Annotated in this window: 21 protein-coding genes and 1 other RNA gene; 16 read left to right on the top strand and 6 right to left on the bottom strand. The window is 59.6% G+C overall.

Annotated elements, in window-relative coordinates; all coding sequences use genetic code 11:
* Positions 1-32 precede the first annotated feature (32 nt).
* Positions 33-449, top strand: a complete 417-nt coding sequence (gene hisI, locus AC24GY_RS11825) for a phosphoribosyl-AMP cyclohydrolase (RefSeq protein WP_422319880.1) — start codon at positions 33-35, stop codon at positions 447-449.
* Positions 450-895: 446 nt separating this feature from the next.
* Here the strand turns inward: hisI and AC24GY_RS11820 are convergent, their stop codons facing one another.
* The 3 genes from AC24GY_RS11820 to AC24GY_RS11810 are packed head-to-tail and all read right to left on the bottom strand — an operon-like array spanning position 896 to position 3,071.
* Positions 896-1,093 (bottom strand): hypothetical protein, encoded by a 198-nt coding sequence (locus tag AC24GY_RS11820; RefSeq protein WP_397379962.1) that lies wholly within the window; start codon positions 1,091-1,093, stop codon positions 896-898.
* A 26-nt stretch (positions 1,094-1,119) separates the two neighbouring features.
* Positions 1,120-1,920 carry a hypothetical protein gene (locus AC24GY_RS11815; protein ID WP_422319878.1) on the bottom strand — a complete coding sequence of 267 codons (801 nt, stop codon included), beginning with the start codon at positions 1,918-1,920 and terminating at the stop codon, positions 1,120-1,122.
* Between the two features lie 50 nt (positions 1,921-1,970).
* A complete protein-coding gene (locus AC24GY_RS11810; protein ID WP_422319877.1) occupies positions 1,971-3,071 on the bottom strand; it encodes a hypothetical protein in 1,101 nt (366 codons plus the stop codon).
* 136 nt (positions 3,072-3,207) lie between these two features.
* On the opposite strand from AC24GY_RS11810, the gene ffs reads away from it, so the two are divergent.
* Positions 3,208-3,302: signal recognition particle sRNA small type (gene ffs / locus AC24GY_RS11805), an RNA gene on the top strand.
* 18 nt (positions 3,303-3,320) lie between these two features.
* Here ffs and AC24GY_RS11800 read toward each other — a convergent pair.
* The gene (locus AC24GY_RS11800) at positions 3,321-4,616 is read right to left on the bottom strand and encodes a hypothetical protein (protein ID WP_487683059.1); all 1,296 of its coding nucleotides are present in this window, start codon (positions 4,614-4,616) and stop codon (positions 3,321-3,323) included.
* Positions 4,616-4,876: an acyl carrier protein gene (locus AC24GY_RS11795; RefSeq protein ID WP_487683057.1), complete on the bottom strand. Its 261-nt coding sequence runs from the start codon at positions 4,874-4,876 to the stop codon at positions 4,616-4,618. The genes AC24GY_RS11800 and AC24GY_RS11795 overlap by 1 nt, the downstream gene beginning before the upstream one ends.
* Before the next feature lie 112 nt (positions 4,877-4,988).
* Here AC24GY_RS11795 and trpC point away from each other — a divergent pair, with 112 nt between their 5' ends.
* Complete coding sequence (trpC, locus tag AC24GY_RS11790) at positions 4,989-5,783, top strand: indole-3-glycerol phosphate synthase TrpC (protein ID WP_422319875.1); 795 nt, start codon at positions 4,989-4,991, stop codon at positions 5,781-5,783.
* A 722-nt stretch (positions 5,784-6,505) separates the two neighbouring features.
* Here trpC and AC24GY_RS11785 read toward each other — a convergent pair.
* Complete coding sequence (locus tag AC24GY_RS11785; protein ID WP_422319873.1) at positions 6,506-7,408, bottom strand: LysR substrate-binding domain-containing protein; 903 nt, start codon at positions 7,406-7,408, stop codon at positions 6,506-6,508.
* Between the two features lie 93 nt (positions 7,409-7,501).
* Here AC24GY_RS11785 and AC24GY_RS11780 point away from each other — a divergent pair, with 93 nt between their 5' ends.
* The 13 genes from AC24GY_RS11780 to AC24GY_RS11720 all read left to right on the top strand — a co-directional run bounded on the left by AC24GY_RS11780 (position 7,502) and on the right by AC24GY_RS11720 (position 22,072).
* Positions 7,502-8,935 carry a DUF1501 domain-containing protein gene (locus tag AC24GY_RS11780; RefSeq protein ID WP_487683054.1) on the top strand — a complete coding sequence of 478 codons (1,434 nt, stop codon included), beginning with the start codon at positions 7,502-7,504 and terminating at the stop codon, positions 8,933-8,935.
* Between the two features lie 391 nt (positions 8,936-9,326).
* Positions 9,327-11,663 (top strand): outer membrane protein assembly factor BamB family protein, encoded by a 2,337-nt coding sequence (locus AC24GY_RS11775; protein WP_487683052.1) that lies wholly within the window; start codon positions 9,327-9,329, stop codon positions 11,661-11,663.
* A 579-nt stretch (positions 11,664-12,242) separates the two neighbouring features.
* Positions 12,243-12,944 (top strand): pirin family protein, encoded by a 702-nt coding sequence (locus AC24GY_RS11770; RefSeq protein ID WP_487683050.1) that lies wholly within the window; start codon positions 12,243-12,245, stop codon positions 12,942-12,944.
* A 43-nt stretch (positions 12,945-12,987) separates the two neighbouring features.
* Entirely contained in the window at positions 12,988-13,365 is a 378-nt protein-coding gene (locus tag AC24GY_RS11765) for a DoxX family membrane protein (RefSeq protein WP_487683048.1), read from the top strand.
* 314 nt (positions 13,366-13,679) lie between these two features.
* Positions 13,680-14,174 (top strand): VOC family protein, encoded by a 495-nt coding sequence (locus AC24GY_RS11760; protein ID WP_487683046.1) that lies wholly within the window; start codon positions 13,680-13,682, stop codon positions 14,172-14,174.
* Positions 14,171-15,067 (top strand): YceI family protein, encoded by an 897-nt coding sequence (locus tag AC24GY_RS11755; protein ID WP_487683044.1) that lies wholly within the window; start codon positions 14,171-14,173, stop codon positions 15,065-15,067. The genes AC24GY_RS11760 and AC24GY_RS11755 overlap by 4 nt, the downstream gene beginning before the upstream one ends.
* 208 nt (positions 15,068-15,275) lie before the next feature.
* On the top strand, positions 15,276-15,881 hold the full coding sequence (locus AC24GY_RS11750) for a nitroreductase family protein (RefSeq protein WP_487683042.1): 606 nt from the start codon (positions 15,276-15,278) through the stop codon (positions 15,879-15,881).
* A 552-nt stretch (positions 15,882-16,433) separates the two neighbouring features.
* The gene (gene rpiB / locus AC24GY_RS11745) at positions 16,434-16,862 is read left to right on the top strand and encodes a ribose 5-phosphate isomerase B (protein ID WP_487683040.1); all 429 of its coding nucleotides are present in this window, start codon (positions 16,434-16,436) and stop codon (positions 16,860-16,862) included.
* 100 nt (positions 16,863-16,962) lie between these two features.
* Entirely contained in the window at positions 16,963-17,757 is a 795-nt protein-coding gene (locus AC24GY_RS11740; RefSeq protein WP_487683038.1) for a hypothetical protein, read from the top strand.
* Between the two features lie 62 nt (positions 17,758-17,819).
* Positions 17,820-18,686, top strand: coding sequence for a DMT family transporter (locus AC24GY_RS11735; protein WP_487683632.1), 867 nt, complete (start codon positions 17,820-17,822; stop codon positions 18,684-18,686).
* Positions 18,687-19,006: 320 nt separating this feature from the next.
* The gene (locus AC24GY_RS11730; RefSeq protein WP_487683036.1) at positions 19,007-19,564 is read left to right on the top strand and encodes a hypothetical protein; all 558 of its coding nucleotides are present in this window, start codon (positions 19,007-19,009) and stop codon (positions 19,562-19,564) included.
* Between the two features lie 48 nt (positions 19,565-19,612).
* Positions 19,613-20,206: a glutathione-regulated potassium-efflux system oxidoreductase KefF gene (kefF, locus tag AC24GY_RS11725; protein WP_487683034.1), complete on the top strand. Its 594-nt coding sequence runs from the start codon at positions 19,613-19,615 to the stop codon at positions 20,204-20,206.
* A 3-nt stretch (positions 20,207-20,209) separates the two neighbouring features.
* Complete coding sequence (locus AC24GY_RS11720) at positions 20,210-22,072, top strand: monovalent cation:proton antiporter-2 (CPA2) family protein (RefSeq protein WP_487683032.1); 1,863 nt, start codon at positions 20,210-20,212, stop codon at positions 22,070-22,072.
* Positions 22,073-22,329: the final 257 nt, after the last annotated feature.

Here is a 22,329-nt window from a genome sequence, read left to right as displayed (position 1 = left end):
GCAGGGATGTGCCGCTAGCATAGGTCCTTTCCATGTCCGCCTCCCCTCCCATCTCCTTCGCCCCCCGTGAGTCGAAGCATGCCATTGAAGAAGGCATGCTGTTTGCCCCCAAATTCGATGAGCATGGCCTCATGCCCGCGATGGCGGTTGATGCCGAGACCGGTGCGCCTCTGATGCTCGCCTACATGAACGAGCAGTCCCTCAAAATGACCCTGGAACTTGGTCAGGCAGTTTATTGGAGCCGCAGCCGCAACCAGCTCTGGCACAAAGGGGCCACCAGCGGTGAATTTCAGGAGATCATCGACATCCGCACCGACTGTGACCAGGATGCCTTGGTTCTGCGTGTCAAACAGCACGGCGGCGGCTGCTGCCACACCAAGCGTCCCACCTGCTTCTATCGCATCGTCAAAACAGCAGACGGCGAAGCACTTCTCGAAGCTGCGGAATAAGCGATCTTCTCAGACACCAGCATCCCAATAGCGATTCTGGAAACTCATTTCAGAATGGCCGGCTGGCTCCTGTTAGGGGATGACTGCCTTCGACGGCATCCACTTGGGACCAGCCAACCCTGTCTCGTGCTTGGCGTTCAAGCGCTCATGGCGCGAAAGTAGGGCGGTTGGTCCTCCAACCGCCGCCGAACGTCCCCAAGCACCCTGTTCGAAAACCAGTTTCCGAATTCGCTACAGCACCCTGTCGAAAACCATATTTGGAGTCTTTTGCGGCGTTGGTAACAAAGGAAAGGGATCAATTTGATCCCTCTGAACTCCGCTTCGTCCATCCCTTCCAAATAATAGGGGCCAAGCAAGGATGACCTCCTTTTAGCATACCGAGCTCCAAGGCTCTCTCAATCCCTCACCAACGAGATTGTCCACCAAACCGTTGGCGCGTCAGCACCTTAGCGGCTGCCAGGAACCATGCCACCGTATTTGGCGTTGCCTTCCCAGGACCGCGGACGGTTCCACGGGAGGCTGCTGTACTGACTGCCATCCGGCCCCACCACTTTCTTGCGCTTCGGTTCATCCGAGGCACAGGAGGAAAGGGAGCATGCGGCGGTGATTGCCAAAAGCAGAAAGCTGAGCAGTCGTGTCTTCATGAGGTCCTCCCTATGCACGAGACAAATCAGTTTTGCACCAAGTTTTCGAGGATCACACGATCTCCTGGCATGATCACCTGACCATTGACGACTGCATCCGGCACAATGGCGGCCATGGAATTTTTGCCATCCACCGTCATGATGCTGATTTTGCCGACAGTCTGCGCGCCACGGGTGACAATCAATTTGGTCTGCTCGGTGAGGCCCGTCATCTTGCCTGCGTCAATGATCACAAAGCCCCAGTCATAGTTCACGGCGATGACGCGGGAGCTCAGGCTGTTGCGCTCAAAGTTTTTACGGCGGTCCTCAATTTTGTGCACCACTTCATCCAAACGCTTCTGGATGCCAGCCACCTTGTCTTCCTCAGCGGCCACTTCTTTCTTTTTGATTTCAGCCTGCGCCTCAAAGTCGAGCTTTTCCTTCTTCAGCTTCTGGATGCCTTCCACCATCGTCTCTGGCTTCATGCCCTGCGGAAGATCTTTGAGGAGGGCGTCCTGTTCCTGCTTCTTTTTCTCCTTCACCGCAAACTCTTCCTGGGCGCGCGTGATTTCTTCCTGGGTTTGAGCCAGCTTGTTCTTCTGCGCCTTGAGCTTCTCTGCTTCGACGTCCAGATCACCCTGCACGCGGGCGATGTCTGCCACCAGCTTGGGCACTTCACCCGAGCCTGGGCGCAGCAGCTTTTCTTGGGCGCTCTTTTGACTCGTGATGCTTGCGTTAATCCCCGCCACCTTGGTGCGAACGTCGGCAAACTCACGCCCGTTTTGGTAGGCGAAGAAGCTGGCTACAAGGATCACCACTGCGCTAAGGATGAAAAGAACTTTGGTCATGGGAAAAGGGGAGCTGGGAAAGGTGTCAGGCGACTAACGGATGTCTGCGATCACTTGGCGGCCGGTGGCGCTGTGCCAAAGGGGTCCGCAGTACTTGGAGCTGGCGCGGCGCCTCCGGCTGGAGGTGTCGCAGGAGGAGCGGTGCCAAACGGATCAGCGCCCATGGCAGGGGCGGCAGGCGCTGCCGGGGTCGCAGGAGCTCCAAACGGATCGGCACCCATGGCAGGAGCCGCAGGAGCTGGGGCCGGAGCACCAAAAGGATCAGAACCCATCGCGGCACCTGCTGCAGGAGGTGTGGCGGCTGGGGCAGCGCCTGCGGCTCCCGTTGCAGGAGCAGCGGCTCCATCAGGCGTCTTGGTTGCGGCGGTCTTGGCGCTCTGCTCAGCAGCAGCCACCACAAGATCACCCGAGCGAATATGCTCGCCTTCGGCAAGGCTGCCTTTGACCAAGTCGGCCACGGAGGAATTTTGCTCCACATCACGCACTTTCAGCTTGGCGACCACGTCCTTGCCGCGTTTCACTTCAAGATCCGCATTGGCAAAAACACCACCACCGTTGCCCTTGTTGAGCACCACAAAGCCCCAGTCGGTATAAGAATAGGCAACTTTGGCGGTGAAATCGTCATCCACAATGCCGCGCCGGCCACGGGCTTCGCGTTCCTCGGCCTCTTTGGCTGCATTGGTCAGGCTGGTGATTCTTTCCTGCGCGGCGGCCAGATGTTGAATTTGGTTGGCCAGTGCCGATTCGGCTTCGGCGCGTTCTTTTTTGATGGCATCGATCTGAGCCAGCAGCTTTTTGATGTCGCCAGCTTCGTCAATCACCTTTTGATTCTGACTCACCACCTTCGCGGTCTGCTCCAGATTGGTCTTCACCGCAGCCAGTTCCTGCTCGGCGGTCTGCACCTTGGCGGCAAAGTCTGCCACGGACGTTTTGGTGGTTTCGAGCTCCTGATTCGCCATGTCGCGCTGCGTTTCACGGCTCTTTTTCGCCTCTTCTGCCTTGGCGATGTGGGCCGTCATGGCTGCCAGATTCTCATTGGCAAAACCCTCGCGTTTACGCTCCTCCACGAGCAGTTTTTGGTTTGCCCAGGCAAAATAGCAGGCGGTGCCCAGACAGACGGCAGAGAGAGCGGATAGAATTTTCCAGACCATACGAAAGCGTAATTTGAGAATTTAAAGTCTAATTTTTACCGGAACCACCGGGTTTCGACAACACCAATTTTCACCCATTTTGTCTTTAGGCTGCAATCTTGCTTGTGCCCGATGAGCCCAGCAGTTACAACACCAGTGTCAGGGGCCGCGGATGTTCAGCTTGCGAACCCCGCCAGGTCCTGACGGAAGCAACGGCAGCCTGCCTGTCCATGTCGCGGTTCCCTGGCACTTTAATCAATTTCATTGCGGTCACTCTTCCGCAATGCCGGTCAAATCCGTCCGAATGCGCCGATCCAGTGCTTCGATCTCTGCGTGAGACACTCCGTCTCCCCTCCATGCCAGCGTCACCGTGATGAGTCCGGCATAATCAGAGACAAAAATGCCCAGTCCCGGCGGCGTGCTGACACTGGGGATGGTGTAAATGTTTTGCACTGCGGCTCCCGCAAATTCTTTGCGTCCCGGCAGAAAAGAACCGGTATGTGAGTGAAACAGGCTGCAAATCTGCCCCATGTTCGTCCAGCGAACCATGGGGATGAATGTACTCAGTGGTAATTGAGCCGCCAGCGTCGTCAGCGCTTCGGATGCCTGCGCCCTCTCCTGCTTCATCGCCTCACGGTACTTTTCCAGCACATGCGCTACCGCCTGATCCACCATGCCCAGCGCCCCGGCATCCAGAAACAGCGGCATGGCTCCCATGTGGTTGCCGAAAATCAGCTCACGGCTTCTGCCCCGCAGCTGCATTGGCAGGTGCAGGTGGATCTCCGGACTGTGCCAGTCACGCCGTTCATGCAGCAGCCGCAAAGCACGTGCGGCCATCGCCGCATAAAACGGCATCTGCAAAAAGTCGCCGCACAGCCCGCGTAGTCGCGCCATGGCCTTTGCAGACTCCTCCTTGGAAAGTTCGATCAGTCGGTATTCCGGCTGTCCTCCGGTGGGCATCCCCTTCTTCCATGCGGAAAGACATCCGGCAGAGGTCATCTCATGCAGCCTGTCGGTCAGCGGTTTGGCTCTCTTATAAATGCGGGCCATGCTTTCACGCGCAGGCATGGCCTGCGGCGGAGGCCCCGCGGCACACGCTCCCGCAGCCAGCTTTTCCAGCAGCAGATTGATCCCCGTCCCGTCCAGCAGCGCATGCCGCCAGGTCAGGAGAATCACATGCCCGCCGTCCGTTCCCCACGGAAAGACTTCCAGCCATAATGGGGTGGTCAGTGTTCCGCTGCCGCTTCTGCCCTGCAGCCGTTCTTGAATAACCCCTTCGCCCGGGGGTTGTGATTGCACCTCATGCCAGCAGATGGGCGGTGCAGTAATAGTACCATGCGTCTTCCAGACCCACCGCCAGCCCCGCCATTGCCGCTTCAGTCGCGCCCCCAGCATCGGGTGCTGCGCGTGGACCTGTTCCCACGCCTGCGTCAAAATCTGCGCGTCCGGTTTCGCCTCCAGCCGCAGCACCGTCACCCCCCAGTGCGTTCCTTGCCCGGTTCGGCGCATGAAGCTCTCCAGCCCCGCGAGGAAAAAATCGACCGTGGTGGCGGGCAGGATCGGCATCAGGCGGCTAGTCGGCGTTTTTCTCCCAGAAAGCCCGCCAGCGCACTGGCCGTGGCAAAACGCTCCCGCGTCATTTCCGCCGGGTTGATCGTCAGTTGGAATCGTTCCTCAATGAGCAGCAGCAGCTGCATCATCGCCATGGAATCCAGCCCCATGGAAAACAGGTCCGTGTCAGGGGTGAGGGGTTCCTGCGGTTCCAGGATGTGTTCGGTCGTGAGCAGTTCGATCACGGCGGCGGGACTGATGGGCACTTCGGGCATTCCTTGCAGAGAGAGCCTGCATCACGCGCGGCGTCAAGAAGCCCCTGCACGTGTATTTTGCCTTCAGTCGAAGGTTGCACAACGCCATCCCTCCGCCACCGTGCGCCCCCCTATGAACAAGCTGGACGAAATCATCGCCCACAAGCACACCGAACTGCAACGCCTGCTGCCGCGCGCTGAAAAGCTCCGCGCCGCCGCCGCCCTGCGCAATGACGTCCGCTCCTTTTACGATGCCCTCCGCGCAGACCCCACGCGCCTCAGCATCATCGCCGAGGTCAAACGCGCCTCACCCTCCGTCGGCACCATCGCCGCTGACTTCGATCCCCTGACCATCGCCCGGGGCTATGAGAAAGCCGGTGCCAGCGCCATTTCCGTCCTCACGGATGAAAAATACTTCCAGGGCCGCCTCGAATACCTCTCGCTCATCCGCGAGCAGCTCGACATCCCTTGCCTGCGAAAAGACTTCATCATCCACGAGGCGCAGATCTTTGAAGCCGTCGTCGCCGGGGCCGATGCCATCCTCCTTATCGTCGCCGCTCTCGACCAGCCCACCCTCGAGCACCTCCTCGAAGTCGCCCACACCTTCCAGCTCGATGCCCTCGTGGAAGTCCACAACCTCCCCGAACTCGAACGCGCCCTCGCCACCGACGCCCGCATCATCGGCGTCAACAACCGCAATCTGAAGTCCTTCACCGTCGACCTCGCCACCACCGAGGAGCTCGCCGAAGAAATCCCCGACGACATCGTCCTCGTCTCCGAAAGCGGCATCAAAACCCCCGCCGATGCCCTCCGCCTCGCCGAAGCCGGCGCCGACTCCCTCCTCATCGGCGAAACCCTCATGCGCAGCCAGAACATCCTCGCCGACCTCCCCCAGTTCCGCGCCTCCACCGCCAGCCTGCACGAGTAAGACTCCTCGCTAGCTACGATGGCGCTCAGCGATCGAGCCTCTCATAACGTCACCTTGTTGTCGCTGGCTCGTCACTTCAAAAATCAGCAATCCTTGTTCATCAATCGTCAATCGCGCCTGGCCTGCACGCTCAAAAGCCGGAAAGATTGACGAATCTCGGGCAATCAAGGCGTGCGGAATTTGGCGAAGCTCCAAACCTTCAGCGCATTCATGCAATGAATGCTGTCCCCCTTGTGCATGGCTCACTCAGTAAGTTGAGCTGGCTCGTCACTTCAAAAATCAGCAATCCTTGTTCATCAATCGTCAATCGCGCCTGGCCTGCACGCTCAAATGCCAGAAAGATTGACGAATCTCGGGCAATCAAGGCGTTGCTTGGCGAAGCTTCAAACCTCCTGCGCAGGCAATGAATGCTATCCCCTTGTGCACGGCTCAGTAAGTGGATGTTTCGTTTCGCCGCTACACCTCGGCCCATCATATCCTTCGCTGAACCTCCGTGGTGATCAGCCACAATCTTCTCGCCACTCCGCTCCGCCGCACTCCGACCCCAACGGGGTCATGCAACATAGCGAAGGGATGCCGAGCCTGGGCGAGGCTTCCCTGGTGCCCGTGTCAGTGATCGGGAAGCAAACCCAACGCATCGCAACACACCAAGCTCACCAGAAGCGTTTGCCCCCAGCTCCGCCTTGCATTTGCTCAATGATCACCCGACACTCCAATACCGCCTACCCCTTCGCCAACTGCGCCGCCAGCTCCGCGATCAAACTCGTCAGCGTCGTCAGCTCCTTGCTCGCCTCTTGCTTCGGCAGCACCAGCAGCAGCTCCGTCGTCGGCACCGGCGCAGCCAGTGGCACAAACACACATCCCCCGTGCGGCATCTTGCTCGCATGCCCGGGAATCAACGCCACCCCGCCCAGCGTCGTCACCGTCCCCAGCATCATCGAAAGCGAATCCACCTCGCTCACAATCTGCGGATCAAACCCCGCCTGCTGACAAATCGAGCGCAAAAACTCCCGCCGCCCCGGGAAAGACGTGTCAGAAAGCGACACCCACCGTTCATTTTTCAGCTCCGCGAGCTTGATCGTCTTCTTCTTCGCCAGCGCATGATCCTCGGGCAGCAGCGCCGCCATTTTATGGCGTGACAGCGTCCGCGTGTTAAAAAAGGTACGATCACTCTCCGAGATGTTCCCGAGAATCGCCGCATCCAGCTCATGGTTCCGCAGCCGGTCCAGCTGCGCACGCGGCGGCAGCTCAAACAAGCTCACCTGCGCCTTCGGATGCCGCTGCCGGAACTCACGCACCGCAGGCACCACCAGATCATCCAGAAACGGCGCCAGAAATCCCAGCCGCAGCGTCCGCCGTGCCTTGCCATACTGCTCGCGCAGCTGCTGCGCGCTCGTCTCCGCATCGCACACAATCTGCCTCGCCTTCGGCAGAAAAAAACGACCCGCCTCCGTGAGATAGATGCGCTTCCGAATGCGGTCAAACAACGCCACCCCCAGCTCCGCCTCCAGCACGCCGATCTGCCGGCTCAGCGCAGGCTGCGTCACATGCAGGCGTTTCGCCGCAGCTGAAATGCTCAAATCCTCGGCGGCGGCGATGAAGTAACGAAGCTGGTGAAATTCCACGCCGGATCAGACCACAGACCGGCTCTATGCGCAAATCGTCCGCACTTCCGTAAGGCGGCCATTTGGCGAACGTAGGTGGCTTGCGCGCATCTTATGGACTCACCTCTCTTTCGTCCCTCAATGGACCGCCGGGCCTTTCTCACGGCCTCGACGCTGGGACTGGCATCCCTGCGTTTCGGGCCTGCCTTGAAAGCTTCCACCGGCCCCGGAGTTCCCGCCGCCACCCTCGCAAAGCCCGCAAAATCCACCGTGCTCTTCTTCCTCTGCGGTGGTGCCTCACACATCGACATGTGGGACATGAAGCCCGAAGCCCCTATGGAATTTCGCGGCGAGTTCAAACCCATCCGCACCACCGGCGCAGACATCCGTCTCTGCGAGCACCTTCCTCTGCTCTCCAAACAAGCGCACAACTTCGCACTCGTGCACGGCGTCACGGATGGCGGTCGCGCCACGGGCGATCACCATGCCGGTTATTATTACAACCTCACCGGCCACGCCCCCGATCCCACCTTCAAGCAGCAGGGCAACGACCGCCGCCCCTATCCCGAAGACTGGCCCTACATGGGCAGTGTCATCGGCATGAAGCGTCCGCAGCACCCCACGCTGCCGCAGATCATCTCGCTTCCGCACAAGCCCAGCAAACTGCCCTTCACCCGCCCCGGTCAGTTCGCCGGCCGCATCGGCATGGAGTACGACCCCTTTTATCTCACTGGCAGCTTCGATGAACCCCTGAACTTCAGCTCACCGACCATCTCCATGTCCGGCAGCATGACAGCCGCGCGCATGCAGGACCGCCACGCCTTGCTGAACGCCATGAATCAGGCCCGGCGCGAACTCGATCACGAAGCCGCCGTGCAAAACTACGTGAAGCAGCAGGAGCGTGCCTTTGACCTCTTGTCATCCAGCGGCACCTCAAACGCCTTCGACATCAAGTCCGAGCCCGACAAGCTGCGCGCCCGCTACGGCAACACCATCAACGGCACCAGCCTCCTCATGGCACGCCGCCTCGTCGAAGCAGGTGTGCCCTTCGTCACCGTCTTCTGGAAGGAAGACGAAAGCACCGCCAAACAATGCAAAAGCGCCGGCGGCTGGGACACCCACGGCGACAACTTCAACTGCTTGAGAAAGTACCTTCTCCCGCAGTTTGATCAGGCCTTCTCCGCCTTCATGGAAGACCTCTCAGGCCGGGGCCTGCTCGATGAAACACTCGTCCTCGTTACCAGCGAAATGGGCCGCATGCCCAAAGTCGGCGATCGCCGCTCCGGCGGTACCCTCGGTGCCGGCCGCGATCACTGGACCTCCTGCATGAGCGTCCTCATGGCAGGTGCTGGTATTCGCGGCGGCCAGGTCGTAGGCGAAACCGACGCCCGCGCCGAACTCCCCAAAGACCGCCCCATCTACCCCGAAGACATCACCAAGACCGTCTATTACGCCATGGGCATCAAAGACCTCGAAGCCAAAGACAAGCTCGGCCGCGCCTACAACCTCCTCGATGAAGGCAAGCCCCTCACCGAACTCTTCGGCTGATCCTTTTCATGATGCCTCGCATGAATGCCACTCGGTTAAAGCGGGCTGCCGTTCGTTTCATGATGCCTGCACTCTGCCTCGCTCGTCTTCCACCTGCCGAATGCCACGTGCGCTATTCCCAAAAACTCCTTGGTACAAGGAGGATGCCATTTTTTGCTACTTCACTCCGCCCTGCATCAGCCCCAAAGGGGCTTAGCATCATAGCGAAGGGTTGCCGAGCCTCGGCGAGGCTACCCTGGTACCCGCAATCAAATCCGGGAAGCAAACCCATCGCTCCGTTGCGCCCCAAGGTCACCAGCAGCGTCTGCAATCCGCTCCGCCACACGCCTGCGCCTTGGTGCGCGCAACACCATCGCTAGAAACGACGAACGTCTTTAACCCAATTCCCTTCATGCATCGCATCCTCCTCACCGCCCTGCTCCTCGGCATCACCCTCCACGCCGAAGACTGGCCCCAGTTCCGCGGCGCCAATGGCACCGGCATCTCCTCCTCCAAAAACCTGCCCTCGGACTTCTCCGCCGAAAAAAACATCGCCTGGAAAGCCAAGATTGGCGATGGCATCGGCTCACCCATCGTCAAAAACGGCCGCGTCTTCACCACCGCCATGCTCGGAGACCAAAAGCTCGGTGTCTTCAGCTTTGACGCCACCACCGGCAAGCAGCTCTGGCGCAGCGAATTCGACACCGGCACCCTCCCGCGCATCACCCCCCCAAACAGCCACGCCTCCTCCACTCCCGCCACCGATGGCGAACGCGTCTACGTCTACTTCAGCACCATCGGCCTCCTCGCCTTCGACTTCACCACTGGCAAAGAAGTCTGGCGTCACAGCATGCCCCGTCCCGCCTACTTGATGGACTGGGGCGCCGCCTCCTCGCCCATCGTTTACAACGACACCGTCATCTTCTGTCAGGACGATGATCTCGCTCCCTTCGTCGTCGCCGTGGATGCAAAAACCGGTCAAGAAAAATGGAAGACCCTGCGCAAAGAAATGCTCGCTGGTTATTCGCTGCCTGTTCTCTGTGAGGCCAATGGCCGCACCGATCTCGTCGTCGCCGGCAGTGGCAAATTGAAAGGCTACGATCCCGCCACCGGCAAAGAACTCTGGACCTGCAACACCCTCCTCCGCACCATCATGACCTCGCCCGTCGTGCATGACGGCGTCATCTACGTCGCCGTTCAAAGCTACGGCGATTCCACCCGCACCTTGAAGCACGCCCTGCTCGAATGGCTCGACACGAATCAGGACAAAATCCTCTCCCGTGAGGAAACTCCCAAAGAGTTCCACGAGCGCTTCGACGCCTCTGACAAAAACCACGACAAAGTCATCGGCCCCGAAGAAATCGACACCGCCTTCCAATCCCCCGACAACATGGCCGCAGGCGGCAACATCATCCAGGCCATCAAAGGCGGCGGCACGGGTGATGTTACGAAGACTCACGTCCTCTGGAACATCGACCCCAAAACTCCCTCAAACCTCTCCTCACCGCTCTTCTTCAACGACCGCATCTACGTCGTCAAAAGCGGCGGCATGTCCAGCTGCTACGACGCCAAGAACGGCAAAACCCTCTGGGACCGCAGCCGCCTCGGCAATTTCGGCGACTACTTCGCCTCCCCCATCGCTGCCGCTGGCAAAGTCTACATCGCCGCCAAGAACGGCTTCATCGTCGAACTCGAAGACGCGCCTCAGCTCAAAGTCCTCGCCAAGCACGACATGGGCGAAGAAATCATCGCTACCCCCGCCATCGCCGACGGTCGCCTCTTCGTCCGCACCCGCGAAAGCCTCCTCTGCGTCTCCGCCACCACCTCCTCACCTGCGCTCGCAGTCGCAGGGCAGGGGACCTCCCCGTCGGACACCATCGAAATCATCACCACCCAGCCCCCGCATGGCTCACGTGTCTGGAATGGCTACACCGGCAACGCCATGGGCCAGGAATCTTGGACCCAGGAGGAACTCGAACAACTCCTCAAGCGCCTCCAAACCTTGAAATACACCTCCATCGCCATTCCCGCAAAAATCGTCCCATTCAAACCCATCCGCGTCGATGGCGACACCGGCGGTCGCAAAGCCTTCCACGGTGCGTCCACCTTCGGCAATCCCGACGTCGCCGCCATCACTGCTCGCTTCCGCGAACACGCCACCAAACTCGGTTTTGAAATCGTGGCCGCCGAACCCGTGGCCGTTTCCGTCCTGCCCAAAAACGACTTTACCAGCGAAAAAGCCCTCAGCGATTTCGTCACACCCATGTGCGGGGAAGGGGTCGCCGAGCGCATGTGGCTCGGCTTCCAGGCCATCGACAAAGCCTCCCAGCTCATCGCCAAAAACGACCCCGCCCTCGGCATCCCCGCACCCGACATGCTCCTGCGCCATCTGAACTCCAAGAAAAGCCTGCCCGACTGGCTCACCGAAGCCAAAGCGTTCTACGCCACCGCCATGAACGAGATGTATCGCGCCAACACCCGTGCCCGCGAAGGCTCGCGCACGTTCACTCTCTACAATGCCAAGCGCCTCGAATTCACCTTCCACTACATCAGCGCCGTCGAGTCCCTCTACAAATCCCACGATGCAGCCACCCGCTCCGAATCCCTCGAAGCCGCCATGGACAGCATCTACAACGCCCTCAACTCCTGGTCCGACGTCGCTCGCGACTCCAGCGATCGCGGCGCCATCGCCCTCCTCAACGAGTACGGCTATCGTCCTCTGGTGAAGGTCGTCAAAGGCCGCGAGTAAGCGCAAATCGCCTGCGAATTCGGGTCAGGGAGCGCGGAATTTATTCCGCAGCACTCCGCAAGCATGCATAACTCCGCGCCCAAAGAGGCTGTTGCGCGCGGCATGTCATGGAGCTTTCCAATCACACCCAGACAATGTTCAAGCCTCTTGCCAGATCGGCTCATCCTGCCCTCGACCCTGAACCTGCTTGATAAGATGCCACTCTCTTCGCCACCTCGCGCCGCCACACTCCGGCCTTGGCAGCCTGTTGATAAACTAGGCCGGAAAGATCTGCGCATGGAGCGCTTGGAGGAGAGGGATCGTCCCGATCCCTCACGCTCCCGCAACGTCCAGCGCTCTCGCATCATTCAAAGCTCGCATAGCTAAGGAGGAAGCCTCAGCGAGGCGTCCCTGGGTACGGAATGCAACTCTGGAAAGCAAACCCAGCGCTTCGCGATAGTCATTCGGGCACCAGCCTGCGGCGCATTGGCTCCGCGATCATGCAGTACCCCATGCCCAAAAATCATTACCTCACGGCATGAACTTGTGAAGCAAGTGGCATTGGAGGACTGACGGCTTCTGCGCGAATGCAGCGTCGTTATGAAACTCAATCTTCGCCTCTCCAACGAACGCGGCCATGCCAACCACGGCTGGCTCGACAGCTACCACACCTTCAGCTTTGCCGATTATTACGATCCCGCGCACATGGGCTTCCGCAGCCTTCGTGTCATCAATCAGGACGTCATCACCGGCGGCGCAGGTTTCCCCACCCATCCGCATCGCGACATGGAAATCTTCAGCTACGTCCTCTACGGCGCTCTCGCGCACAAGGACAGCATGGGCAACGGTCGCACCCTTCTCCCCGGCCAGATCCAGCTCATGAGCGCCGGCAGCGGCGTCACCCATAGCGAGTTCAATCCCTCCAAGACTGAACCCGGCAGCCTCCTCCAGATCTGGATTCGTCCCCGTCAAAACGGCCTGAAACCCAGCTACACCGAGTGGCATCCGAAGCCCGAGCATGAAACCGCCGAGAAGGTGCTCGTCATCTCCTCCGATGGCCGCGACGGCTCCGCCACCATCCATCAAGACGCCGACATCTACCGCGTGCGCCTTGAAGCCGGCAAATCCACCACCCACGAAGTCACCGTCGGTCGCGGCGCCTGGCTCCAGCTCATCAAAGGCACCCTCACCGTCAACGGCACCACCCTAAATCCCGGCGACGCCATCAGCACAGACGACAGCGGCACCCTCACCCTCACCGCCACCAAAGACGCCGAAGCCCTCCTCTTCGACCTCGCCTAATCCCAACCCAACAACAGTAAAACACCGTCAACTCCCCACTCCCATGAAACACATCCCTACCATCGCCCGCCTCCTCCTTGGTCTCATCTTCACCGTCTTCGGTGCCAACATGTGGCTCCACTTCATCCCGATTCCTCCACCACCGGAAGGTCCTGCCGCCAACTTCATGTTCGCCATCTACGGCAGCGGCTACCTCACCGTGGTGAAGGTCCTGGAAGTCACCGGCGGTCTCCTGCTCCTCAGCGGCCGCTTCACCAACCTCGCCCTCACCCTCGTCGGCCCTGTGGTGGTAAACATTGCCCTCTACCACTTCTTCCTCGTCAAAGGCGGCTATGAAATGCCAGTCGTTCTCGGAGTCCTCTCCCTCGTCGCCCTCTCCGGCCGCAAAGACTACCTCCGCACCCTTTTCTCGGCGAAATAACGCACCCCGACGCGGGCCGGATTCCTCCCCGAATCCGGCCCGCCTCTTCTTCCCTCCCGAATATCTTCCACCGTGACTCTCCATTCCACCATCACGTCGCCTTGAGTTCATTTGCTCTGCGAAAATCACCCCCTTCTTCGCCCCAAGACATCACAAACCCAGCTCACGTATTGTAGTCCCGCCTTCAGGCGGTTCTGGACGAACGACCACAGAGCCACGCTTCCCCCAAATAGCTTTCCACAGTGACTCCCCGTTTCACCATCAAGTCGCTATGAGTTCATTGGCTCTGAAAACAACCGCAAACTTCCCCCGCCATGTCCGCCCCCATCCATCCCGCCGTCCGCATCGGCCACGTCCATCTCAAGGTGGCGGACCTGGAGCGCTCCCTCTCCTTCTACTGCGGCGTCCTCGGTTTCGAGCTCACCCAGCGCTACGGCACCCAGGCTGCCTTCGTCTCCGCCGGTGGTTACCATCATCACATCGGCCTCAACACCTGGGAAAGCCGCGGCGGCAAAGCCCCGCCGCGCGGCACCACCGGCCTCTACCACGTCGCCATTCTCTATCCCGATCGCGCCTCTCTGGCAGATGCCCTGCGCCGCCTCATCAAAAACAAAGTCTCTCTCGACGGCGCTTCCGATCACGGCGTCAGCGAAGCCCTCTACCTTCACGATCCCGATGGCAACGGCCTTGAACTCTACGTCGATCGCGATCCCTCACTGTGGCCGCGCGACTCCAAAGGCGAGCTCACCATGACCACCGAACATCTCGATCTCGACGCCCTTCTCGCGGAAGCCCCATCACAGCCATGAAAACGCTCTCCATCACCGAACTCCAGGCGCAGAAAAACACCGCCACCCTCATCCACGTCCTGCCGGAGGAGCACTTCGCCTGCGCTCACCTGCCCGGCGCCATCAATGCCTGCGTCTATGAAACCATCTTCCTCTCCAAGGTGGCCGAACTCATCCCCGACAAAAGCGCGCCACTCATCGTCTACGGCGCAGGCGGCGACTCCTTGGACGCCACCACCGCCGCCGAAAAACTCACCAAGTCCGGCTACACCAACGTGGCTGCCTTCACCGGCGGCATCGCCGAGTGGAAACAAAACAATCTCCCACTCGAAGGAACCCACGCCGAGCCCGGCACCGAAACTCCCAACGGACACTACAATCTCGACACCGAAACCAGCCTCGTCCGCTGGACCGGCCGCAATCTCTTCAATCACCACCATGGCACCATCAAGCTCGCCAGTGGCCACATCGAAGTACAAAACGGCATCCTCCAATCCGCACGCTTCACCCTCGACATGAACAGCATCGCCTGTGAAGACCTCGTCGACACAGCCTACAATGCCATGCTCATCCGTCACCTGCGCGATGACGACTTCTTCGCCGTGGATCGCTTCCCCACCGCCGAGTTCATCTGCGACCGCGCAGCCCCTCTCCCATCCTGCACTCCCGGTACGCCAAACTACACCCTGCACGGCACCATGACCCTGCGCGGCGTCACAAAGCCCCTCAGCTTCCCCGCCGTCATCGCCGCCGCAGACGCTGACAATCTCACCGGTCAGGCACAGTTCGAGCTCGACCGCACCCAGTTCGGCAGCCACTACGGCTCCGGCAGACTCTTCGCCTTCCTCGGCAAACACGTCGTCAACGATCACGTCCACCTCCACATCAAACTCCACGCCACCCGCAATCCTTAATCTCCTCTCAAACACCACTCCGACCTCCCTCAAGCCCCAAAGGAGCTTCGCATCATAGCGAAGGGTTGCCGAGCCTCAGCGAGGCTGCCCTGGTAACCCGCCATCAATTCCGGAAAGCAAACCCAGCACCCCGTCACACCCCACGCCCACCAGCAGCGTTCCACCGCGCCCCGCAGCCCCCCAACATCTCAACTTCTCCCCACTCCCCATGAACACCCTCGAAGCCATCGCCTCCCGCCGCGCCATCAAGCACTACGATCCCGCCCACCGCATGACCGAAGCTGAAATCCATCAGCTTCTCGAAGCCGCCATGCAGTCCCCCACCGCCTTCAACATCCAAAACTGGCGCTTCGTCACCGTGCTCGATCCCGAAGTCCGGAAACAAATTCGCGCCTCCGCCTGGGATCAGGCTCAGGTCACCGATGCCTCCCTCCTCATCGTCATGTGTGCCGACAAAGACGCATGGAAAAAAGAACCCGGCCGCTACTGGAAAAACGCAGCCCAGCCCGTACAGGACTTCCTCGTCCCCGCCATCGGCCAGTACTATTCAGGCCGCGATCAGGTCCAGCGCGACGAATGCATGCGCTCCTGCGGTCTCGCTGGCATGACCATCATGCTCGCCGCCAAAGCCATGGGCTACGACACCTCCCCCATGGACGGCTTCGACTTCGACGCCGTCGGCAAAATCATCAATCTCCCCGAAGACCACGTCATCTCCTTCATGATCGCCGTCGGCAAAGGCACCCAGCCCGCATGGCCCAAAGGAGGACAGCTCTCCTACGACGAAGTCGTCATCCGCGACCGCTTCAATTGAGGCTGACATAAGGCTAAGAGGACACATCGTGTGTTTTGCATGATGGATGAAAGAGTAGCACGACAGCGTTTTTGGAGTGCGGTCGCGGAGATGCACGGCGCAAGCCTGCATCGCAGCTACCGCTTTCGCCGGGTAAAGGACTCCCTTCATTCCCAGCCCAGCGTCCAGCCGGAAAAGCTGCGTCGCGTCCCTGTTTGCCATATGCACCCCAGCGATCTTCAGGTCCTGCGGACTCCATTTTTAAACGATCAACAGCCTTCCATATCAGCTTCTCCTTCACTCCAAGCCTCACTGCAAATAAGGTCTTGAAGGCCAAAGACCTTCCGTAATTAAGCCCAGGGTTCGCCGAGCCTCAGCGAGGCAACCCTGGGTCTCCACCACCCGCCTGGAAGCAAACCCAGCACCTCGCCGCACCCAAACCTCACCAGCAGCGTCCCCCCAAACGCCCCGCCTCGCGTCAGCGTAACGTCAGACGATTCACCCACCCCGGCATGTCACTCTGCCGCAACACCACTTGTGAGCACCTGCCTGTTGCGCGAGTTTCACCCCACCATGAAAATCGCCATCGGCTCCGATCACGCCGGCTACCTCTACAAGCAGGCCATCCTCCAGCACCTCCTTGCCGCAGGTCATGAAGTCGAAGACTTCGGCACCCACTCCACCGACCCCGTCGACTACCCCCGCTTCATTCGTCCCGTGGCCGAAGCCGTCGCCGCTGGCACCTTCGAGCGCGGCATCGTCCTCGGCGGCTCTGGCAATGGCGAAGCCATCGCCGCCAACCGCGTGCGCGGCATCCGCTGCGGCCTCTGCTGGAATCTCGAATCCGCCCGCCTCACCCGTCTCCACAACGACGCCAACGTCCTCTCTCTCGGCGAACGCATGATGGACCTCCCCACCGCCCTCCAGATCGTGGACATCTTCCTCACCACCCCCTTCGAAGGCGGCCGCCACCTGGCTAGAATTCAGCAGCTTGATGAATGAATGCCGCGTCCGTGAGCAAATCCCTCCGCTGAACCGCCGCCCACCAATGGTAGTCGAACTTGCCTCTTCCATCTCTTAAGCTATGAACTCTACCCTCTTCATGTACCTGGACATTCTAGGATTCACTGAGCTCATCAAAACGCCGGGTAGGGTGGATGAGCTTTACCGAACGATAGATTCTTTGCATGTTCATACAGATCCAAATTTCAAAACGATTGTCTTCTCAGATACAATATTGGTTTACTGTCAATACGAGAGCAATGACTTAACGCCCAAACACAGGGTTTGTGAGTTGATGTATCTAATTGAGTTCGCCGAAGATCTGTTTGTGAGGCTGATTGGACGAGATATTTACTTCAGAGCTATTATCACGGAGGGCGAGTTTTATCATTCCAAAATGGAAAACATAGACGCCTATTATGGAAAGGCACTCATAGATACTCATCAATCTGAGGCTGAAATCCCATGTACCGGCTTATTTTTGGACAAAAAGTTGGCAGATTTAAACAAATTTAAGCGGCAGGTATCATTTTCACCAAAGTTTAATTTTGTATGCCTTACTCCGCAACTTACAGGCCTTCATTTCGATGATGATGGTGAGGATTTGTCCAGCTTCCCGATGCCAGAGTGCCTAATTGTCGATCAAGGGCTGGAATACGAAGTGTATGAACAATTCTTTTTTTTAAAAACTGTGTATGAGTTGATGAACAGCCATCCACTTCCGAAGGTTCGTGTCAAATATTTGGCCACGTGGAATATGTATACTTTAGCATATCCTAAGCTGATCAGCAGTCTGATGGCCGCTGAGTTTAATCCTACAGCTATTGCGGACTTCGACTGGTCCTCGGTGGAGGCTAAATTTGCGAGGCGTCTAGTCGATCCTGAAAGTGATTAACTGCCTGCTATGATGATGCCCACTAAAGGTATTTTATTTTTGGGGTTTATCTTGTGAGCACTGTGCCCCGCACCTCCCGCTGGACCGCCATCATCCCATGGCTCTTCGTCCTCCTCTGGAGCAGCGGCTTCATCGGCTCAAAGCTCGGCGTGCCATACGCCGAGCCCTTTACCTTCCTGACTCTGCGCTACTGCATCGTCCTGGCGATTCTCGTCCCCATCGCACTGCTCACCCGCGCCCCTTGGCCAAAGGGAAAAGCCCAGCTTGCCCACGTCGCTTTCGCCGGCCTCATGATCCACGCCCTCTATCTCAGTGGCTGCGTCTGGTCGCTCCGCCTCGGCCTTCCGGCAGGCATCCTGAGTTTGATCGTCTCCCTCCAGCCCCTCTTCACCGCCGCCTTCGCAGGCATGGCCCTTGGCGAGCGCGTCCTGCCCCGCCAGTGGTCGGGCCTCGCACTCGGCTTCATCGGCACCATTCTCGTCGTCGCTCACAAAACCGGCAGCGGCCTCACCTTCGTCATGACACTGCCCGCCATTGCCGCGCTGGTCGGCATCACCGTCGGCACCATGTGGCAGAAGCGCCACTGCCCCGCCTTCGATCTCCGCACCAGCACTGTCGTGCAATACGCCGCCAGTCTCCTCATCACCGCCGTCCTCGCTTTCACCACCGAGACCATGCAGATCCAGTGGAGCGGCCAGTTCGTCTTCGCCGTCCTCTGGGTCGCCCTCGTGCTTTCCATCGGCGCCATCAGCCTCCTCAATCACCTCATCCGCAGCGGCACCGCAGTCAATGTCGCCAGCCTCTTTTACACCGTCCCAGCCGTCACCGCCCTCATGGCCTGGGCCATCTTTGGAGAAACCCTTACCGGCCTCTCCCTCATCGGCATGGCCGTCGCCGTCCTCGGCGTCTGGCTCGCTCGCGGAAAGTGAAAATCGAGGTTTACGCTGCACAGCGGTAAAACATCGAACTGCCATGGAGAACTGCCTTTGGATCCTGCGTCCTTTCGGTCGCTTCCGTCCTTTTTGTCCTTCATATGCAGCGCTCGTGCAGCGGTTCTCCCTCTCCCCGCACCTGACTCACGACTTGAAAGATTATCTTCTTCGGGGAACCGGAGCGCAGCGGAGATAGACGAAGTCAAAGGGCGGGGTGAGGGGGCGACAGACACCTTCAGTCTTAAACTCTGCGCATCCCCCCTCCGTGTCACTTCCGTGAGTTGAATTCCGGCCATGCTGCTCTACCTCGCTCCGTCATGAAACTCCTCCTCTGCTTCATCGTCGCCTCCTGTCTCGTTCCGGCTCTCCATGCCGACGATCCCAAAACTCCACCGCCTCAGGAACTCAAGGCTCTCGCGGAGACCCTGGTAAACACCATCAAGTCAAAAGACGACGCGGCTCTCGCCACCTGCTGGCACTCGCCCGAAGTCATGGCAAAACTCAAGGCAGACGAGGCCCTCGCCGCCTCCGGCACTTCTCCCACCGAGATCAATGTGGACAAGGAACGCGAGAAAGAGCTGAAACGCCGCGAGAAGGACATGCTCCGCAACAAGCAGCGCATCGACGAAATCCGCGCCCTCATCACCAAACACTTTGGCGACATCTCCGCCCTCAAATTCGTGGAGCTCGAAGTCGATCCCGATGACGATGCCGTCGACCCCGAGGCAGCCTTTGACGAAGTGGACATCCATCTCCTCGCCGCAGACGGCACCAAGCTCCGCATCGAATTGGACGACGCCCTCCGCATCGACGGCGTGTGGAAATTCAAAGGCCGCGTTGAGGATAAATTGTGCATTGAGCTCACCGATCCCTGAAAACGATTGCCGCGCCATTCTCAGCGGCCATGCTGCCGCGCATTCATCATGGCTTCGGTTCTCGTTCTCTACGCTCATCCCGCCCCTCATAAGTCACGCATCAATCGCAGGCTGGCAGCCGCTGCGCGTGAGGTGAAAGGCGTGACCTTCCGCGATCTCTACGAGATCTATCCCGATTTCTTGATCGACGTGGAGGAGGAGCAAAAGCTGCTGAAGGAGCACGACGTCATCGTCTTTCAACACCCCTTTTACTGGTACAGCGCCCCCTCGCTGGTGAAGGAATATCTCGATCTCGTGCTCACCTACGGCTGGGCCTACGGGGAAGGGGGCACCGCTTTGCAGGGCAAGCTCATGCTGCAGGCCATCAGCGCCGGCGGTTCCGAAGAAGTTTACTGCTCGCAGGGGCGCAATCGCTTCACCATCCGCCAGCTCCTCGCGCCCTTTGATCAGACCGCCTTCCTCTGCGGCATGCGCTATCTGGCCCCGCACATCGTTTACAGTGCCAATCAACTGGCGGACGCCGCAAGCATCCAGCCTTTGGCTCACAGCTACGCACGCCTCCTCGCAGCCCTGCGGGATGAAACACTGCCTCTGGAACTGGCGGCTGCGGCGGAAAAGATCAACGACCTCATTCCTGCATAGCTCATGCACGCATCTCACTTTTTCATCTCCGCTTTCATCTACCTGGGTGCCGCCGTCCTGCTGGTGCCCATCGCACATCGCCTCGGTCTTGGCAGCGTGCTGGGCTACCTCATCGGCGGCGCTTTGATCGGCCCTTTCGCACTCGGTTGGGTCGGTGGTGCACAGGGGGAAGAGGCCATGCACTTCGCAGAATTCGGCGTCGTCATCATGCTCTTCATGATCGGCCTTGAACTGGAGCCCGCGCGGCTTTGGCGCATGCGCGGTCCCATTTTCGGCCTCGGCGGCATGCAGGTGGTGTTCACCGCACTGGCCGTCATGGGCATCGCGATCGCCTGCGGCCTGGGGACCAAACCTGCCATCGCCACCGGCATGATTCTGGCCCTCTCCTCCACCGCCATCGTCATTCAGACTCTGCAGGAAAAGGCCCTCATGCGCACCGATGGCGGCGCTGATTCATTCGCCGTCCTCCTCTTCCAGGACATCTCCGTCATCCCCATGCTCGCCGTGTTTCCCTTGCTCGCCGCCAGCGGAGCCAAGGTGGAGCACCATGGCTGGTTGCAGGAGCTCCCCCACTGGGTCCAGCCTCTCATCACTCTGGGGGCCGTGGTGGTCATTGTCATCGGCGGCCGTTTCATCGTCCCACGCGGCTTTAACATTTTGGCAAAGACCGGCCTGCGCGAACTCCTCACCGCCGCAGCGCTCCTCCTCATCGTCGGTGTCGCCCTGCTGATGACGCAGGTCGGCCTCTCCCCTGCGCTAGGTGCCTTCGTCGCAGGCGTCGTCCTCGCCGGCAGTCATTATCGCCATGAACTGGAGAGCAACCTTGAGCCCTTCAAAGGCCTCCTCCTCGGCCTCTTCTTTCTCGCCGTCGGTGCCTCGCTCGACTTCAGCGTCATCGCCGGAAAGCCGCTGCTTGTCGCCACGTTGGTGGTTGCATTGATCGCTCTGAAGGCCGCGGTCATGTTTGTCATTGCCACCCTGCTCAAAATTCGCGGCAGCCACCGCTGGCTTCTCTCACTCGCCCTCGCACAAGGCGGTGAATTCGCATTCGCACTCCTCTCCATGGCCATTCAGCAGGAAATCCTCGATGCCGAAACCTCCAAGCTGCTCGTGGCCGTGGTCGCCCTCTCCATGGCCATCGCCCCGCTCCTTTTCATCATTTATGATCGCTTGATCGCGCCCCGCTACACCGCCGTGAGCAAGGAAACCCGCTCACCCGATCGCATCGACGAACACGCCCCCGTGATCCTCGCCGGCTTCGGCCGCTTCGGCAATTTCGTCGGCCGCATCATGATGTCCCAGGGCGTCAAAGTCACCGTGCTGGAGAGCGACCCCGATCACGTGGACATGCTGCGCAAATTCGGCTTCAAAGTATTCTACGGCGACGCCACCCGCCTCGATCTCCTTCACGCCGCCGGCATTGAGCAGGCATGCATGCTCATCATCGCCCTCGCAGATCAGGCCAAAGTTGCACAGCTCATCGCAGATGTACGCGAAAGATTCCCAAAGCTCCGCATCCTCGCTCGTGCCCACGATTACGATCACCGCGTTGAACTCATCAACCTCGGTCTGACCGCCGAAGACACCGTGCACGAGCAGATGGGCAGCGCCCAGGAACTCGCCGTCCGCGCCCTGCGTGCCCTGGGCCAGCCCGCCTACGCCACCGAGCGTGCCGCCCGCCGCTGGCGGCGTTACGATGACGAGACCTTCCACCTCCTCATACCCGTGCATGAAGACGAAGACGCCTACGCCAGCATCGTGCGTGAGCGCCGCGTCGAGCTCACCCAGTTGTTCGAAAAGGACCTCGCCGAATTACCCACCGACAACGACCAAGCCTGGGAAATCGCACGCGCCGAAGAAAAATAGCCGAAGGCGCAAAACTCTGCAGGAGCGCGGACTTCAGTCCGCAGCACTCCGCCACACCACCTGCTCCGCTTACTCGCCTTGTTTTGGGCCGGTCTAAATAGCTGATTATTCCCAAAGTGAGGCTCCTCGTTGGACACTGCGAATGCGTCAGCAAAAGGGTTCGCACCCCCGAAGCGAGCGAAAACAATCTTCGGTGCGCCGCTCCGCTTCTTCACAAAGCTCCACTCCGCCTCAGAATTTCATCCAGCATCTAGAGT

Source organism: Prosthecobacter sp. Pr1, assembly GCF_057652315.1.
This window is presented reverse-complemented; position numbering and strand designations above follow the sequence as displayed.